Below are 12,896 nucleotides of genomic sequence, written 5' to 3' on the forward strand. Positions count from 1 at the left end.
AAAGTTTACAGCTGAGCGGTATCGCGTAATAGCTGGAAGAGCTTGCGAGCACTGGCCGGTGGTTTGTTTTGGTCACGTTCGCGCTGGGCGTTACGGATCAATTGGCGCAGAGTTTGTCGGTCGGTGTCCGGGTGCTCGTTGAGCCACAGCTCGGCCGCCGCGTCACCCTCGTCAATCAGCCGGTCACGCCACTTTTCAAGCCGATGAAACGCATGGTCACGCTGCTGTTTTTCTTGTTCGATATTATCGAAAACGGCTTGGATGGCGGCGAGGTCTTCTTTGCGAATTAATTTGCCGACGTATTGCATATGCCGGCGGCGTCCTTCATGGGAGCGTATGCGAGCGGTTTCGTCGATCGCCCGCAGCATGTCATCGGACAGCGGGAAACGTGCCCGCTGCGCGGGCTGCATGGCGATTAACGACTCCCCTAAAGCTTGGAGTGCGTGCATTTCGCGCTTTATCTGAGACTTGCTGGGGCGCTCTGCCGTGTCGTCGTCTAAGGGCTCGGGGCGTTGTTTTGGCATCATGGGTTCTCATTAACAGAATTCGTAGCTCTATTATATCAGGCTGCGATGCTCAATATTGATCTGCCGACGATGTCGGTAGTTAAGGAGATTGTATGGCTCAAGCGTTCGATGCATCTGCCCAGCAGGCACTGCTTACCCACCGCGCTGAAGGCGCGTTAGCCATGGCCAAACGGCTGGGCGCCGATGCCGCTGAAGTGGGCGCCAGTGTTGATCAGGGAATCGGGGTCAGTGTCCGTCAAGGTGAAGTGGAAACGGTTGAACTGTCCCGCGATCAGGGCATTGCCATCACCGTTTATATCGGTCAGCGCAAGGGCAGTGCATCGTCATCGGATGCCAGTGAAGCCTCGCTACAAGCAACCGTCGAAAAAGCCCTCTCGATTGCCCGCTATACAGGGGAAGACCCCGCGGCGGGGTTAGCCGATGCGGCGTTAATGGCGACCGATCTGCCCGATTTACACGTTCATCACCCTTGGGACTTAACCACCGATCAGGCCATCGAGCTTGCATTAAACTGCGAGCAAGCGGGCCGAGAAGTGTCGGGGATTACGCAGTCGGACGGTGCCTCGCTGTCGAGTGGTGAAGGCGTTCGCATTTATGCCAACAGCCACGGCTTTATCGGCACTCAGAAAGGCAGCCGTCATTCTCTGTCTTGCATGCTGATTGCCGAAGACGATAAAGGCATGCAGCGCGACATGGACTACACTTCGGCACGCGATCCTAGGGAATTGGCTGATCCGGCTACTGTCGGGCGCGAAGCAGCTCGGCGAACCCTGCGTCGGCTAGGTGCCAAGCGGCCGCCGACAGGCACTTACCCGGTGCTGTTCGATCCGAGCATGGCGAGTGGTTTAGTGGGGCATTTAATGGGCGCCTTGGCGGGTGGTGCGCTTTATCGTCAAGCCTCTTTCTTGTGCGATCGGCTAAACACACCTTTATTTCCCGATTGGTTTAATCTGGAAGAGCGGCCGATGGAGGTAGGCGCGACGGCTAGCTCTCCGTTTGATGGGGAGGGTGTGCAAACGCGCAATAACCGCTTTATCGAACACGGGAAAATTGCCAGCTACATGCTGTCATCGTATAGCGCGCGGCGCTTGGGAATGACCACAACGGGCAACGCTGGCGGCGCTCGCAACATGCGCATTACCGCCCCGTTATCGACTCAGGCGTCGCTGCTCGAACAGATGGGCACCGGGGTCTGGGTAACTGAGCTAATGGGGCAGGGTATTAACGGCGTGACCGGTGACTATTCCCGCGGTGCCGCCGGTTTCTGGGTCGAAAAAGGCGTCGTTCAATACCCGATTGAAGAGTTTACCATTGCGAGTAATTTAGAGCGTATGTTTGCGGACTTGATAGGTGTTGGCGATGACATTGACCGTCGCGGTAGCATCCATTCCGGCAGTTGGCTGATTGAAGGGATGACCATCGCCGGTCATTAGCACCTACTTGTCTTCATCAAAACGTGCGTCGAACAGCGCTTGAATGGCATCCAGCGCTTGTTCGGCGTCATCCCCGTCGGCTTTGATGCACAGTTCGGTGCCGCAGGGAGCTGCCAGCATGAGAAGTGCCATAATATTGGCGGCATCGGCTTCCTGGTGCTGTTTTAAGACACGCACATTAGCCTCAAACTGTTGACTACACTGAACGAGTTTTGTCGCGGCGCGGGCGTGAAGGCCGCGTTGGTTGGTAAGGATTAGTTTACGTTCTGGCACCCTGTTTCCTTTTGGCTGCTAGGGGGCGTGGTTGATGGATGACGACCGTTATCATGTGGGCTACTCGGCGCTTATTGCGACGCATTGACCGTGTATTGTAGGCCCAACTCCCGGTGACGCAATTGGGTTTCGCCCATTTGCCGAGAGAGCCGCTGCGCCAGTTGCTCAACCATATAGACTGAGCGGTGCTGCCCACCAGTGCATCCAATGGCGACGGTCATATAGCTGCGCTGGCTGTTTTGATACGCAGGTAGCCAGCGCTCAAGCCACGCCTGAATGTCATTAGCCATGTCGTCGACAAGCGGGTAGCTGGATAAAAACGCGATGATGTCGGCGTCGCGGCCGTTGGACGAGCGCAAAGATGGATCCCAGTAGGGATTGGGGAGGCAGCGCACGTCGAAGACAATGTCCGCATCAAGGGGGACGCCGCGTTTATAGCCGAATGATTCAAAGGTCAGTGTCAGTTGATCACGCCGCTGGTGCGCCACTTGATCGGTGATTCGCCGACGCAGGTCATGCACTGAAAGTCGTGATGTATCAATGGTTAGATCGGCCAGGTCACGAATTTCGTGTAACGTTTGCTCTTCTTTATCGATGGCTTCTTCAAGCGTGAGCGAACTGTTACGTGTTAATGGGTGGCGTCTGCGCGTGGCTGAATAGCGCTCTAGCAAAATGCGTGCATCGGTGGTCAGATAGACAATCTGGCATTCGATGCTTCGTTGCCGAAGTTCTTCGAGTAACTTAGGCAGCTTGGCCAGCGCGCCGGGCAAGTTGCGCGCGTCGATACTGACCGCCAAGTGCGTCCGCTCACTTTGATCACGTAGTTCATCGACCAATGAATCCAATAGCATGGCCGGCAGGTTGTCGATGGCGTAATAGCCGAGATCTTCCAGCGCCTGCAAGGCAATTGATTTACCTGAGCCTGAGCGGCCACTAATAATGACGAGTTGCATGAGAGCTCTCTTGCTTGCGGTCAATTAACGTAGGTAAATACCCGCGATAGGGGCGAGTGGCTTGCCTATCAAAAGGCGGCAGACGGCCTTGCTGTATTACTGGGCGGCGGCTTGATCGCGAATTTTGGCAGAGATAAGGTCAAGCAACTCACGCTGACTTGCCGTTTTTCGTAGCTGCTGGCGCGTGTCAGCATCGTTCATTATCGAGGCAACTTGGCCTAACAAGGCGAGGTGCGTGTCGTCGGCTTCTTCAGGCACGAGTAACACAAACACCAGATCGACCGGATCGCCGTCAATGGCGTCGAAATCGACCGCTTCGTTAAGCTTTAGAAAGCCAGCGATGGGTGTCTCGCAATGCGGGCTGCGCGCGTGAGGAATTGCCACGCCATTACCAATCCCCGTACTACCTAAACGTTCACGGCCAATTAAACGGCTGAACACTTCCTGGCTGTCGAGACTTGGAATATTTTGCGCGATGAAGGTGCTGAAAAACTCCAGCACCCGTTTTTTGCTGCCCCCAGGCACGTCATATAGAACGCGCTCCGGGGGGAGGATAGTGGCCAACGTCATTGAATTAACGCACACCTGCGCCTTGGGCGCGGGCTTGTGCTTTTTCCTTATGCTTTACGAGTTGTCGATCAATTTTGTCCGCTAGGGCGTCAATGGCGGCGTACATATCGCTGTCGAGGGCTTCCGCGTGCAAGTCAGCGCCTGCAGCGTGTAACGTGCAGGCAGCCTGCTGGCGCTCTTTTTCGACTGAAAGAGTGACCTGTACGGTCGTAATATTGTCGTAGTGGCGTTCAACGCGTTCCAGCTTCTCGTTGACATAGTCACGCAAGGCGTCAGTCAGATCTACATGATGACCAGTGATATTGACTTGCATTGACGTACTCCTTATCCATCGGACTGTACTTCGATTGTAACCCTTTTTGCCGTTAAGCAAAGCCCTTGCGATGAGTTTCCTTATATCTAACGCAAACGGCGCCGCTCGCTTGAGGAGGGAATGCCCATGCCTTCACGATATTTAGCCACCGTACGTCGCGCTACATGGATGCCTGCGTCTCCCAGAAGGGTAACCAAACGGCTATCTGACAAGGGTTTGCCGGGGGATTCTTCCTGAATTAATTTTTTCAGCCGTGCACGAATCGCAGTGCTTGAATGGCTATCACCGTCTTGTCCGCTAATTTGGCTGGAAAAGAAATATTTGAGCTCAAAAATACCCCGTGGGGTATGAATGAATTTTTGCGTAGTGACCCGGGAGATCGTCGACTCGTGCATTTCCACCGCTTCGGCAATATCAGCCAGGATCAGAGGCTTCATGGCTTCTTCCCCGTGCTCCAAAAAGCCGATTTGGCGGGTGATAATCTCTCGACCAACGCGAAGCAGTGTGTCATTGCGGCTGGACAAGCTTTTGATTAACCAGCGGGCTTCCTGTAAATGATCTTTGAGGAATTGGTTATCCTGGCTTTTGTCCGCGCGCTTGATCAGGCCGGCGTAGTCGGGCTGAATTCTAAGTTTGGGCAGCGCCTCTTGGTTAAGCTCCAAGTGCCAGCCTTCGTTATCGTGGCGGACGACTAAGTCAGGAATAACGTAGCTGTCGTCAGTGGCGCTATAGGCGCTGCCAGGGCGGGGATCCAGGCTTCTGATCAGTTGGATGACTTCGTCTAATTGCGCTTCGTCCAAGCTTAAACGTCGCTTGAGTAGCCGCTGGTCATTTTTACCCAAGGCTTCCAGAAACTGGCGAACCAGACGGCGCGCAGGTATTAACAGTGGCGTGTCGTCGGGTAGCGCCGCGAGCTGCAGCATTAGACATTCACGGAGATCGCGGGCAAATACGCCGGTCGGCTCGAACTGTTGAAGGCGCATCAGGATGGTTTCAACTTCGCGTTGACTCAGTCCGTCCAGCCCTTGGGCGCGGAGTCCCTCGCGTATGTCATTGAGGGGCTGAGTGAGATAGCCGTTAGCGTCCAGCGCATCAATAAGGCTCTCGGCCACCAGCTGTTCGCGGCTACTCAGGTCGGTCATGGCCAGTTGCCAGAGGAGATGACCGTGTAGGCTTTGCCCTGCCGCTTGGCGTTCGAAATCGGGGCCTTCACCGCTTGAGCTGCTGCTGCCGCCGAGGTCTTGGTAGGTATCAGACCAGTCGCTGTCTACCGATAGCTCTGTGGGAATGCTATCGGCCCATTCGGTATCTTCCGGTTCGCTAGCGGCTTGTTCGCTGAACTCATCCTCTTGATCGAGCATGGGATTGGCGTCCAGCGCCTGCTGGATTTCCTGACGTAAATCGAGTGTTGAAAGCTGCAGAAGGGCAATCGCCTGCTGCAGCTGGGGTGTCATGGTGAGCTGGGTGCCGATCCGCAACTGAAGAGAAGCTTTCATGACCATCTGAGAACCACTCGATTATCGGAAAGATTCCACCCTAGTGTGAGTTGTGTTTCGGTGCAAGTGCAATAAGCATGCCATTGGCAATAAATATGCCATTGCTGTCTTTACAGACGGAAATCAGCACCTAGGTAAACATCGCGCACCTCTTGGTTGTCAAGAATAGCGTCGGGCGAGCCGTTGGCAATAATGTTCCCGTCGCCGACAATATAGGCCTCATCGCAAATATCCAGTGTTTCGCGCACGTTGTGGTCGGTGATTAATACGCCAATGCCACGGTCTTTCAATGCGCGGATAATCGACTTGATGTCGCCGACGGAAATAGGATCGACGCCGGCGAAGGGTTCATCTAGAAGAATAAAGGCCGGTTCGGTGGCAAGTGAGCGGGCAATCTCAACACGGCGCCGTTCGCCACCAGAAAGGCTCATGCCCATATTGTTGCGGATATGGGTAATATGGAATTCTTCCAGCAGTGTTTCCAGGCGCGATTCTCGCCCAGCACGATCTAGGTCGCTGCGGGTTTGTAAAATCGCCATGATATTGTCGGCGACGGAGAGCTTGCGGAAGATTGATGCTTCCTGGGGTAAATAGCCAATGCCGGCTTTGGCGCGCTCGTGCATGGGCGCGCGGGATAGATCGAGGGTGTCAATACCCACGCTCCCGGCATCCGCTTTGACCAGGCCTACAATCATGTAAAACGATGTCGTTTTGCCCGCCCCATTGGGGCCGAGTAATCCCACGATGCTGCCTTGTGAAATATCCAGGTTGATGTCTTTTACAACCCGTCGCCGCTTGTAGCTTTTGGCTAGGTGACGGGCGTGTAGCGTTCGGGTCGCACTGTCGGCGGCAGCTACCATCGGGCTCTCCTTATTCCTCAGGTTGCAGCGTCATACGGATGCGTTGGGATTCTTGGTTCTCGACGTCAGAGCGGGCTTGAATAACTTCGCGGTCGATGAAGTACTCCAAGTAACCGCCGGTGAAGCGGTCACCGCGCTGGATGATTTCAGCCTGATCAATCAATTCAACCCGGCGCTCGGCAACGTGGTAAACCACCCGGCGTCCCCAGCCTTCCATCGGGGCATCTTGATCCTCGGGATGCTGTCGCAAATAAGCACGTTCACCCAGGGCAGTGGCCCGCGAAAGCTCGCCTTCGTCGTTGCGCTGGATTTGCACTTCGTCGCCTTTAATCAGCATGTTGCCTTGACGAACTTCCACGTCGCCGGTGTAAACAGCCGTGCCAGCCCGTTGATCCAGGTCGAGTTGATCGGCGACGACCTCAACCGGTTGCTGGTGGTTATCGGCCGTGGCGTGAAGCGGCACCAAGCAGGCGGCTGCGATGGCCGTGTAGATAAGCGCTTTCATGATTTATTCCTGTCCGGGTTGCGTCTCGGGAGGGTGGTAGCCTTGGACGTTTTCTTCAAGACGCACCTCGTCGTCATTGAACCATGCATCCATCCGCTGCGCGGTCATGCGCTGAGGTGGCTGTTGTAGTAGCACGTGGGTGTCGCTCCACGCATGGGCGTTCTGGCCATCATAGTGCAGCACCTCTGTATCCAGTTGCCAGCCTTCGTCAGGGGCGATTAGCTGTGCATTTCCGGTCATTGTCAGTATCTGGGAGCGGGTGTTGAGCGTGCCGACCTCTGAGGTCGCGTTCCACACACGTCGCTCGCTGTCGTAAAGCGTGGCGTGCGGGGTTTCCGCTTGCGTGGTGGCGGACTGAGCCGTGTGGGTTAGAAGGGGCGTGGTTAGCCCCTGCTGAATATTGCCCTGTTCGTCAAACAGCGTTAGCTCGGCATTGTGGAGCACATGGCCTGGCTCTTCCGCCCGAGCTTCGGGGTCGGGGGTGACGGTTTGAGGGCCGCCAGGATCCAGCCATACCAGAGCTCCACCAAGCGTAAGGACTATTAACAAAAGCCCCAAGCGCGTGCGCAATCGCTTTAACATGTTGTCCTAGCCGTGTAGGTAAGTGTCGATAACCGCGCCCCAGTGGCCTTGGGCGTCCAACAAAGTGTCACATATTTCGCGGACAGCGCCGTGCCCGCCGAGGCGTTCGGTGACCCAGTCGGCATGGGTGTGCATGTAGTCAGGCGCGTTGGGGACGGTAATGCCCACGCCCGCTCGTTTAATGCTGGCAAGGTCGGGCAGATCGTCGCCACAGTAAGCCACTTGGGGGAGGTCAAGCCCCAGTTGCTGGCAAAGCCCGCGTAAGGTAGTCAATTTATTCTCGCAGCCTTGGAAAACATGGGGAATGCCCAATGCCGCGGCGCGTTGGCTGACCATGGGCGAGTCACGGCCGGTGATCAAAGCGACTGAAATACCCGCCCGTTTAAGCAGCTTGAGGCCATGGCCGTCTTGAGTGTGAAACGCTTTAATTTCGACACCATCGGCTTGAAAATATAGCCGTCCGTCGGTGAGCACACCGTCCACATCCAGGGCAAATAAACGGACACGACGGAGTCGGTCGAGTAGGTCAGCTGAAGGGGTCATTGAGCCTCCGGTCGATTTAGTTAAATGACGCCGCTGGCGAGCAGGTCATGCATGTGTAGAGCGCCAATAGGGCGCTGCTGTTCATCAACGACGGCGAGCGCCGTTATGCGGTTGTCTTCCATGATACGCACAGCTTCCGCCGCCAGCAGGTCGGGGGCAATACGCTTGCCCGGCCGTGTCATGACGTCATCCACTCGCACATCGCGTAAATCGAGGAAATTATCCAGCGTACGGCGTAGGTCACCATCCGTGTATACGCCGGCTAACTGGCCGTTAGGGTCTACCACGCAAGTAAAGCCCAGCCCTTGTCGGGTGATCTCAATCAGTGCATCGCGCAGCGGGCTACCCAGCGGCACTTGCGGTAGGCGTTCGCCTTGATGCATTAGGTCGCGAACGCGCAGTAACAGTCTTCGCCCTAAACTACCGCCGGGGTGCGATAAGGCAAAATCCTCGGCGGTAAAACCGCGAGCCTCTAATAGCGCCACGGCGAGCGCATCACCTAGCGCTAACGCCGCGGTCGTCGAGCTTGTCGGGGCAAGATCTAGCGGGCAAGCCTCGCGATCGACACTGCTGTTGAGGTGGGCATCCGCGTGCTGAGCCAGGGTCGAGGAAGGGCGGCCCGTCATGCTGATGAGAGGCGTACCAAGACGCTTGAGCAGCGGCAGTAATGCGGTGACTTCGGCGGTTTCACCGGAGTTGGAGAGGGCAATGACCACGTCGCTTCGGGTAATCATACCAAGATCGCCGTGGCTGGCTTCACCGGGGTGGACGAAAAATGCCGGTGAGCCGGTGCTTGCCAAGGTCGCGGCGATTTTACCGGCGATATGACCTGACTTACCCATACCGGTAACGACCACGCGACCTTGGCAGGCCAATATGAGCTCACAGGCATGGTCAAAGTGCGCATCGAGTTTATTGACTAGGCCTGCAATGGCGGCCTGTTCAATATTGAGTGTGCGCAAAGCGCTTTGGCGATACGGCGTAGCGTCGGTTGTTGCTGACATGGGCAATGGCGTGGCTCGTTTAAATGACAAACAAAGCACAAGAATAACATTGACTGAGTGGACTTTGTCCCTCGTTTTGTCGAGAGGCGAACGGATGCTCGCTTGTCGACGTCGGGTGGGGTTAGAATACGTTGTTCGATAATGGTTTTTACACTTCTCTTAGTCCTGTGTATGACCAAGTGACTTTTCACAATTAGTCGCGCTTTCATTCTATGTCAGAGCAAGCGGCGTGGTGTGCCAACGCTCTGCCCAAATTAATACGCAGCTAATGCGAGAGTTGATGGTTCCATGAGTAATGTCCCTTTTATTGAAGTTGAGAACCTTTATTTTTCGCGGGGTGATAACGAGATTTTTCGTGGGGTGAATATGACCATTCCCCGCGGCAAAGTCACGGCGATCATGGGGCCAAGCGGCACAGGTAAAACCACCTTGCTAAAGCTGATTGGTGGGCAGCTGACGCCCGATAGAGGTCGCGTTTTAATCGATGGGGAAGACGTTCATCGGTTGTCGCGTAAGGCACTATTTTCACTTCGCCAGCGAATGGGCATGCTGTTTCAAAGCGGTGCACTGTTTTCGGACTTAGATGTATACGAAAACGTTGCGTTTCCGCTGCGCGTCCACACGGATCTACCCGATGCCATGATTCGCGATTTGGTTCTGCTGAAGCTTCAGGCAGTGGGGTTGCGCGGCGCGCGGGATCTTACCCCTGCCGAGCTATCCGGAGGGATGGCCCGGCGCGTCGCGCTGGCCCGCGCCGTAGCGCTAGACCCAGAGTTGATTCTTTATGATGAGCCCTTTGTCGGGCAAGACCCGATTTCCATGGGGGTGCTCGTTCAGTTGATTAAACGACTTAACCAAGCGTTAAATCTGACATCGGTGGTGGTGTCTCACGATATCAAGGAGACATTAACCATTGCCGATTATATTTACTTTATTTCTGAAGGCCACGTGGTGGCGCATGGAACGCCCGCTGACCTTGAGGTCAATCAGGATGCTTGGGTTAAGCAATTTATACACGGTGAGCCTGATGGCCCCGTTCCTTTCCATTATCCAGCCTCCGCGTTTTACCAGGATATGCTGGGTGAGGTAGCTAACCAGGGAGAGGCGACATGACGACAAAGCAGGGGCAGATCGCTTCGCGAATCACCCGGTTGGGTCGGCGTAGCTGTGATGCGGTGGAATCGCTAGGCCGTGCCGGGGTATTCCTCGCTCAGTCCGCGGTGGGAGTGCCGTCGGCCGAGGGTGTTCGCTTATGGATACGGCAGCTGCACTTTGTTGGGGTCTTATCGCTCGCTATTGTGCTGGTATCGGGGCTGTTTATCGGCATGGTGCTGGCACTGCAGGGCTACACTATTCTGATCGATTTCGGTGCAGAGGATGCGTTGGGGCAGATGGTGGCGCTTTCGCTGTTGCGTGAGTTGTCCCCGGTGGTTGCCGCGTTACTCTTTGCTGGACGGGCGGGGTCGGCGCTGACCGCCGAGATCGGCTTGATGAAAGCCACCGAACAGTTAACCAGCATGGAAATGATTGGTGTCGATCCACTGCGAAGAGTGGTTGCGCCGCGATTTTGGGCGGGTGTAGTGGCGCTGCCGATTCTCACCGTTGGGTTTAGCGTTGTGGGGATCTGGGGCGGCTATCTCGTCGGGGTTGAATGGCTTGGCGTATTTGAAGGTTCCTATTGGAGCAATATGCAGGCTAGCGTGGGATTTATTAACGATATTGGCAACGGCATGCTTAAAAGTATCGTGTTCGCGGTAGTGGTTACCTGGATTGCGGTTTTCCAGGGGTACGACTTGATACCCACTTCTGAAGGTATTTCCCGAGCCACGACGCGCACTGTCGTCTACTCGTCACTCGCGGTGCTGGGGCTTGATTTCATATTAACCGCCGTGATGTTCGGCGGCCTCTGATTAGCTGGAGCAGTTTCATGAAGCGAAGTAGAACCATGGAGTTTGGCGTCGGCCTGTTTATATTAGTGGGTGTTCTGGGAATGGTGTTTTTGGGGCTGCGCGTCAGTGGCCTTAGCTTTTCAGGGCCGTCGAACACTTTTCAGCTAGACGCGCATTTTTCCAATATTGGCGGGTTAAAGCCTCGTGCACGAGTCTCGATGGCTGGCGTGACGGTCGGCCACGTCGATGCCATTGAGCTCGATACCAAGTGGTATGATGCACGGGTAACGCTAAACCTGGACAGTGAGCTGGAGGGTCAGATTTCCCGCGATGCCACGGCCGCTATTTTGACATCAGGCTTACTAGGCGAGCAGTACGTTGGGTTGAGTATGGGAGGGGATCCCGAAATGTTAGAAGCTGGCGAAACAATCCGTGATACGCAATCAGCGCTGGTGCTTGAAGAACTTATTCAGCAATTTATATCCAATATGGCAACGAATTAACCGTTGCAATAGCGAGTGATTTGCCGTGTTACGTGCCAGCCGATGCTAAAGGTGGTGTGGCGGGTGTATTCGCCCTCGGGAGAAGGAGAAAATGATGTTGGCAAAAAAATGGTCGTTAATGACGGGGGTTGGCTTTTTCGCCGCGCTACTCGTCACGCTAATGCCGCTATCGGCAAGTGCTCAGTCCGCGTCGCCTGAGGCGATTATCCGCGACAATATAAACGAGTTTATGGAGCAGCTTGAGGGGCGCGAGGCGTACTACGAAGACAATATTGATGAGCTAAAACAAAAAGTAGATGAAAGCCTCGAAGAAGTGGCGGACTTCCGTTACATCGGCGCTAGCGTGATGGGCATTTATTTCCGCAATGCCTCGCCAGAGCAGCGTAGCCGTTTTGTCGATGTGTTCCGTAAGACGCTGATCGATACCTATGCGCGTGGCTTGGTGACCTTTGACTACGAAGATATTCGCGTACTTGATGATCAGCGTCCGCAGCGTGAAGAAGATCGCGCCAGTGTGGCTATGGAAGTGATTGGCACCAACGGCGATGTGTATCCTGTTAACTACAGTCTCCGCTTGTCAGACGGTGAGTGGCGTGTGGTCAATGTGATTGTTAACGGCATTAATTTAGGGCTGACCTTCCGTAATCAGTTTGATCAAGCGATGCGCGACAATAACCGTGACTATGACGCGGTTATTGAGGGCTGGTCACCGGAGGTTGGCGTTGACGAGATGAAAGAAGGAGGCGATGCGTGACGGTAATTTATACCGATCGCGATGTGTCGCTCCATCATCAAGCCGACGGTTTGAGCGTAAGGGGAGATGTGGACGTTACCTCGGCGGCAGCGCTTGCCGCTGAGGGCAGTCGTTGGTTGGTCAGCCAGCTGCCTGCGGCGGTATCGTTTGATTTTAGCGATGTGGCAACACCGCGAAACGTTGCGCTAAGCGTTTTATTACAGTGGCTGCGTACCTGTCACCAGCAACATATCGACGTGACGGCTATTGCGCTTTCAGCGCCGCTTGAGCGGCTTGCGGGGCTGGCGGAGCTAGACGCATTGATCAAATCGCCGGATGAAAAGCCTGTCCACTAATCCCTGGGCGTCGCCAAACAGCGGGCTTTTCTTTATGATGTCCTCCCCTTGATGTCCATCTATCATGTTACCCAATCCTTTAAGGAGTCTCTGACCTATGCAACCCCATGAGGTGAAAGCCCTGCTCGAATCGCGTATCGACGGATGCCAGTTCCATATTCAGGGTGAAGGCTGTAATTTCCAGGTGATTGCAGTGGGTGACGCCTTTGAAGGGTTGTCGCCCGTTAAGCGCCAACAGCTGGTCTATTCCGCGCTGAGTGATGAGATTGCGTCGGGTGCGTTGCACGCCATCAGTATCAAAACGTACACCCCCGCGCAGTGGCAGACAGCCGCTGAAAACACTCAGTAACGGTTAC

The 12,896-nt window shown here is 55.2% G+C and carries 18 protein-coding genes; 7 read left to right on the plus strand and 11 right to left on the minus strand.

All coding sequences use genetic code 11. The features are described 5' to 3' along the window. Nucleotides 1-5 precede the first annotated feature (5 nt). Entirely contained in the window at nucleotides 6-524 is a 519-nt protein-coding gene (gene yjgA, locus BLR97_RS04410) for a ribosome biogenesis factor YjgA (RefSeq protein WP_089703210.1), read from the minus strand. A gap of 95 nt (nucleotides 525-619) precedes the next feature. Between yjgA and pmbA the strand changes: the two genes are divergently transcribed. Then, nucleotides 620-1,960 (plus strand): metalloprotease PmbA, encoded by a 1,341-nt coding sequence (pmbA, locus tag BLR97_RS04415; RefSeq protein ID WP_089702904.1) that lies wholly within the window; start codon nucleotides 620-622, stop codon nucleotides 1,958-1,960. Between the two features lie 3 nt (nucleotides 1,961-1,963). On the opposite strand, the gene BLR97_RS04420 is transcribed toward pmbA, so the two are convergent. From BLR97_RS04420 to BLR97_RS04465, 10 genes are all read right to left on the minus strand, one after another. Further along, nucleotides 1,964-2,233 (minus strand): HPr family phosphocarrier protein, encoded by a 270-nt coding sequence (locus BLR97_RS04420; protein ID WP_089702906.1) that lies wholly within the window; start codon nucleotides 2,231-2,233, stop codon nucleotides 1,964-1,966. A gap of 71 nt (nucleotides 2,234-2,304) precedes the next feature. Beyond that, nucleotides 2,305-3,186, minus strand: a complete 882-nt coding sequence (gene rapZ / locus BLR97_RS04425; protein ID WP_089702908.1) for an RNase adapter RapZ — start codon at nucleotides 3,184-3,186, stop codon at nucleotides 2,305-2,307. A gap of 96 nt (nucleotides 3,187-3,282) precedes the next feature. Next, nucleotides 3,283-3,756, minus strand: coding sequence for a PTS sugar transporter subunit IIA (locus tag BLR97_RS04430; protein WP_089702910.1), 474 nt, complete (start codon nucleotides 3,754-3,756; stop codon nucleotides 3,283-3,285). Between the two features lie 4 nt (nucleotides 3,757-3,760). Next, the gene (hpf, locus tag BLR97_RS04435) at nucleotides 3,761-4,069 is read right to left on the minus strand and encodes a ribosome hibernation-promoting factor, HPF/YfiA family (protein WP_071692811.1); all 309 of its coding nucleotides are present in this window, start codon (nucleotides 4,067-4,069) and stop codon (nucleotides 3,761-3,763) included. Between the two features lie 86 nt (nucleotides 4,070-4,155). Next, nucleotides 4,156-5,571 carry an RNA polymerase factor sigma-54 gene (locus tag BLR97_RS04440; protein WP_089702912.1) on the minus strand — a complete coding sequence of 472 codons (1,416 nt, stop codon included), beginning with the start codon at nucleotides 5,569-5,571 and terminating at the stop codon, nucleotides 4,156-4,158. Between the two features lie 104 nt (nucleotides 5,572-5,675). After that, nucleotides 5,676-6,425 carry an LPS export ABC transporter ATP-binding protein gene (lptB, locus tag BLR97_RS04445; protein WP_089702914.1) on the minus strand — a complete coding sequence of 250 codons (750 nt, stop codon included), beginning with the start codon at nucleotides 6,423-6,425 and terminating at the stop codon, nucleotides 5,676-5,678. Nucleotides 6,426-6,435: 10 nt separating this feature from the next. After that, entirely contained in the window at nucleotides 6,436-6,930 is a 495-nt protein-coding gene (gene lptA, locus BLR97_RS04450; protein WP_089702916.1) for a lipopolysaccharide transport periplasmic protein LptA, read from the minus strand. Nucleotides 6,931-6,933: 3 nt separating this feature from the next. Then, nucleotides 6,934-7,512 (minus strand): LPS export ABC transporter periplasmic protein LptC, encoded by a 579-nt coding sequence (lptC, locus tag BLR97_RS04455; RefSeq protein WP_089702918.1) that lies wholly within the window; start codon nucleotides 7,510-7,512, stop codon nucleotides 6,934-6,936. A 6-nt stretch (nucleotides 7,513-7,518) separates the two neighbouring features. Then, entirely contained in the window at nucleotides 7,519-8,055 is a 537-nt protein-coding gene (locus tag BLR97_RS04460; RefSeq protein WP_089702919.1) for a KdsC family phosphatase, read from the minus strand. Between the two features lie 20 nt (nucleotides 8,056-8,075). Continuing rightward, nucleotides 8,076-9,059 carry a KpsF/GutQ family sugar-phosphate isomerase gene (locus BLR97_RS04465; RefSeq protein WP_089702921.1) on the minus strand — a complete coding sequence of 328 codons (984 nt, stop codon included), beginning with the start codon at nucleotides 9,057-9,059 and terminating at the stop codon, nucleotides 8,076-8,078. A gap of 288 nt (nucleotides 9,060-9,347) precedes the next feature. Between BLR97_RS04465 and BLR97_RS04470 the strand changes: the two genes are divergently transcribed. From BLR97_RS04470 to BLR97_RS04495, 6 genes are all read left to right on the plus strand, one after another. Continuing rightward, the gene (locus tag BLR97_RS04470) at nucleotides 9,348-10,172 is read left to right on the plus strand and encodes an ABC transporter ATP-binding protein (protein ID WP_089702924.1); all 825 of its coding nucleotides are present in this window, start codon (nucleotides 9,348-9,350) and stop codon (nucleotides 10,170-10,172) included. Next, nucleotides 10,169-10,969, plus strand: coding sequence for a lipid asymmetry maintenance ABC transporter permease subunit MlaE (gene mlaE / locus BLR97_RS04475; protein ID WP_089702925.1), 801 nt, complete (start codon nucleotides 10,169-10,171; stop codon nucleotides 10,967-10,969). Before BLR97_RS04470 ends, mlaE begins: the two co-directional genes overlap by 4 nt. A 17-nt stretch (nucleotides 10,970-10,986) precedes the next feature. Next, the gene (gene mlaD / locus BLR97_RS04480) at nucleotides 10,987-11,451 is read left to right on the plus strand and encodes an outer membrane lipid asymmetry maintenance protein MlaD (RefSeq protein ID WP_089702927.1); all 465 of its coding nucleotides are present in this window, start codon (nucleotides 10,987-10,989) and stop codon (nucleotides 11,449-11,451) included. Nucleotides 11,452-11,569: 118 nt separating this feature from the next. Further along, nucleotides 11,570-12,205, plus strand: a complete 636-nt coding sequence (locus tag BLR97_RS04485; protein WP_422821908.1) for an MlaC/ttg2D family ABC transporter substrate-binding protein — start codon at nucleotides 11,570-11,572, stop codon at nucleotides 12,203-12,205. Then, nucleotides 12,202-12,540 (plus strand): STAS domain-containing protein, encoded by a 339-nt coding sequence (locus BLR97_RS04490; RefSeq protein WP_089702931.1) that lies wholly within the window; start codon nucleotides 12,202-12,204, stop codon nucleotides 12,538-12,540. Before BLR97_RS04485 ends, BLR97_RS04490 begins: the two co-directional genes overlap by 4 nt. A 97-nt stretch (nucleotides 12,541-12,637) precedes the next feature. Next, the gene (locus tag BLR97_RS04495) at nucleotides 12,638-12,889 is read left to right on the plus strand and encodes a BolA family protein (RefSeq protein WP_089702933.1); all 252 of its coding nucleotides are present in this window, start codon (nucleotides 12,638-12,640) and stop codon (nucleotides 12,887-12,889) included. The last annotated feature ends 7 nt before the right edge of the window (nucleotides 12,890-12,896 follow it).

The organism is Vreelandella arcis, assembly GCF_900103865.1.
GTDB lineage: Bacteria > Pseudomonadota > Gammaproteobacteria > Pseudomonadales > Halomonadaceae > Vreelandella > Vreelandella arcis.

Bases quoted from the DNA above. Each gene is read 5' to 3' on its own strand.
- yjgA (WP_089703210.1), bottom strand. From the start codon at position 524: ATGCCAAAACAACGCCCCGAGCCCTTAGACGACGACACGGCAGAGCGC.
- pmbA (WP_089702904.1), top strand. From the start codon at position 620: ATGGCTCAAGCGTTCGATGCATCTGCCCAGCAGGCACTGCTTACCCAC.
- rapZ (WP_089702908.1), bottom strand. From the start codon at position 3,186: ATGCAACTCGTCATTATTAGTGGCCGCTCAGGCTCAGGTAAATCAATT.
- BLR97_RS04430 (WP_089702910.1), bottom strand. From the start codon at position 3,756: ATGACGTTGGCCACTATCCTCCCCCCGGAGCGCGTTCTATATGACGTG.
- hpf (WP_071692811.1), bottom strand. From the start codon at position 4,069: ATGCAAGTCAATATCACTGGTCATCATGTAGATCTGACTGACGCCTTG.
- BLR97_RS04440 (WP_089702912.1), bottom strand. From the start codon at position 5,571: ATGGTCATGAAAGCTTCTCTTCAGTTGCGGATCGGCACCCAGCTCACC.
- lptB (WP_089702914.1), bottom strand. From the start codon at position 6,425: ATGGTAGCTGCCGCCGACAGTGCGACCCGAACGCTACACGCCCGTCAC.
- lptA (WP_089702916.1), bottom strand. From the start codon at position 6,930: ATGAAAGCGCTTATCTACACGGCCATCGCAGCCGCCTGCTTGGTGCCG.
- lptC (WP_089702918.1), bottom strand. From the start codon at position 7,512: ATGTTAAAGCGATTGCGCACGCGCTTGGGGCTTTTGTTAATAGTCCTT.
- BLR97_RS04460 (WP_089702919.1), bottom strand. From the start codon at position 8,055: ATGACCCCTTCAGCTGACCTACTCGACCGACTCCGTCGTGTCCGTTTA.
- BLR97_RS04465 (WP_089702921.1), bottom strand. From the start codon at position 9,059: ATGTCAGCAACAACCGACGCTACGCCGTATCGCCAAAGCGCTTTGCGC.
- BLR97_RS04470 (WP_089702924.1), top strand. From the start codon at position 9,348: ATGAGTAATGTCCCTTTTATTGAAGTTGAGAACCTTTATTTTTCGCGG.
- mlaE (WP_089702925.1), top strand. From the start codon at position 10,169: ATGACGACAAAGCAGGGGCAGATCGCTTCGCGAATCACCCGGTTGGGT.
- mlaD (WP_089702927.1), top strand. From the start codon at position 10,987: ATGAAGCGAAGTAGAACCATGGAGTTTGGCGTCGGCCTGTTTATATTA.
- BLR97_RS04485 (WP_422821908.1), top strand. From the start codon at position 11,570: ATGACGGGGGTTGGCTTTTTCGCCGCGCTACTCGTCACGCTAATGCCG.
- BLR97_RS04495 (WP_089702933.1), top strand. From the start codon at position 12,638: ATGCAACCCCATGAGGTGAAAGCCCTGCTCGAATCGCGTATCGACGGA.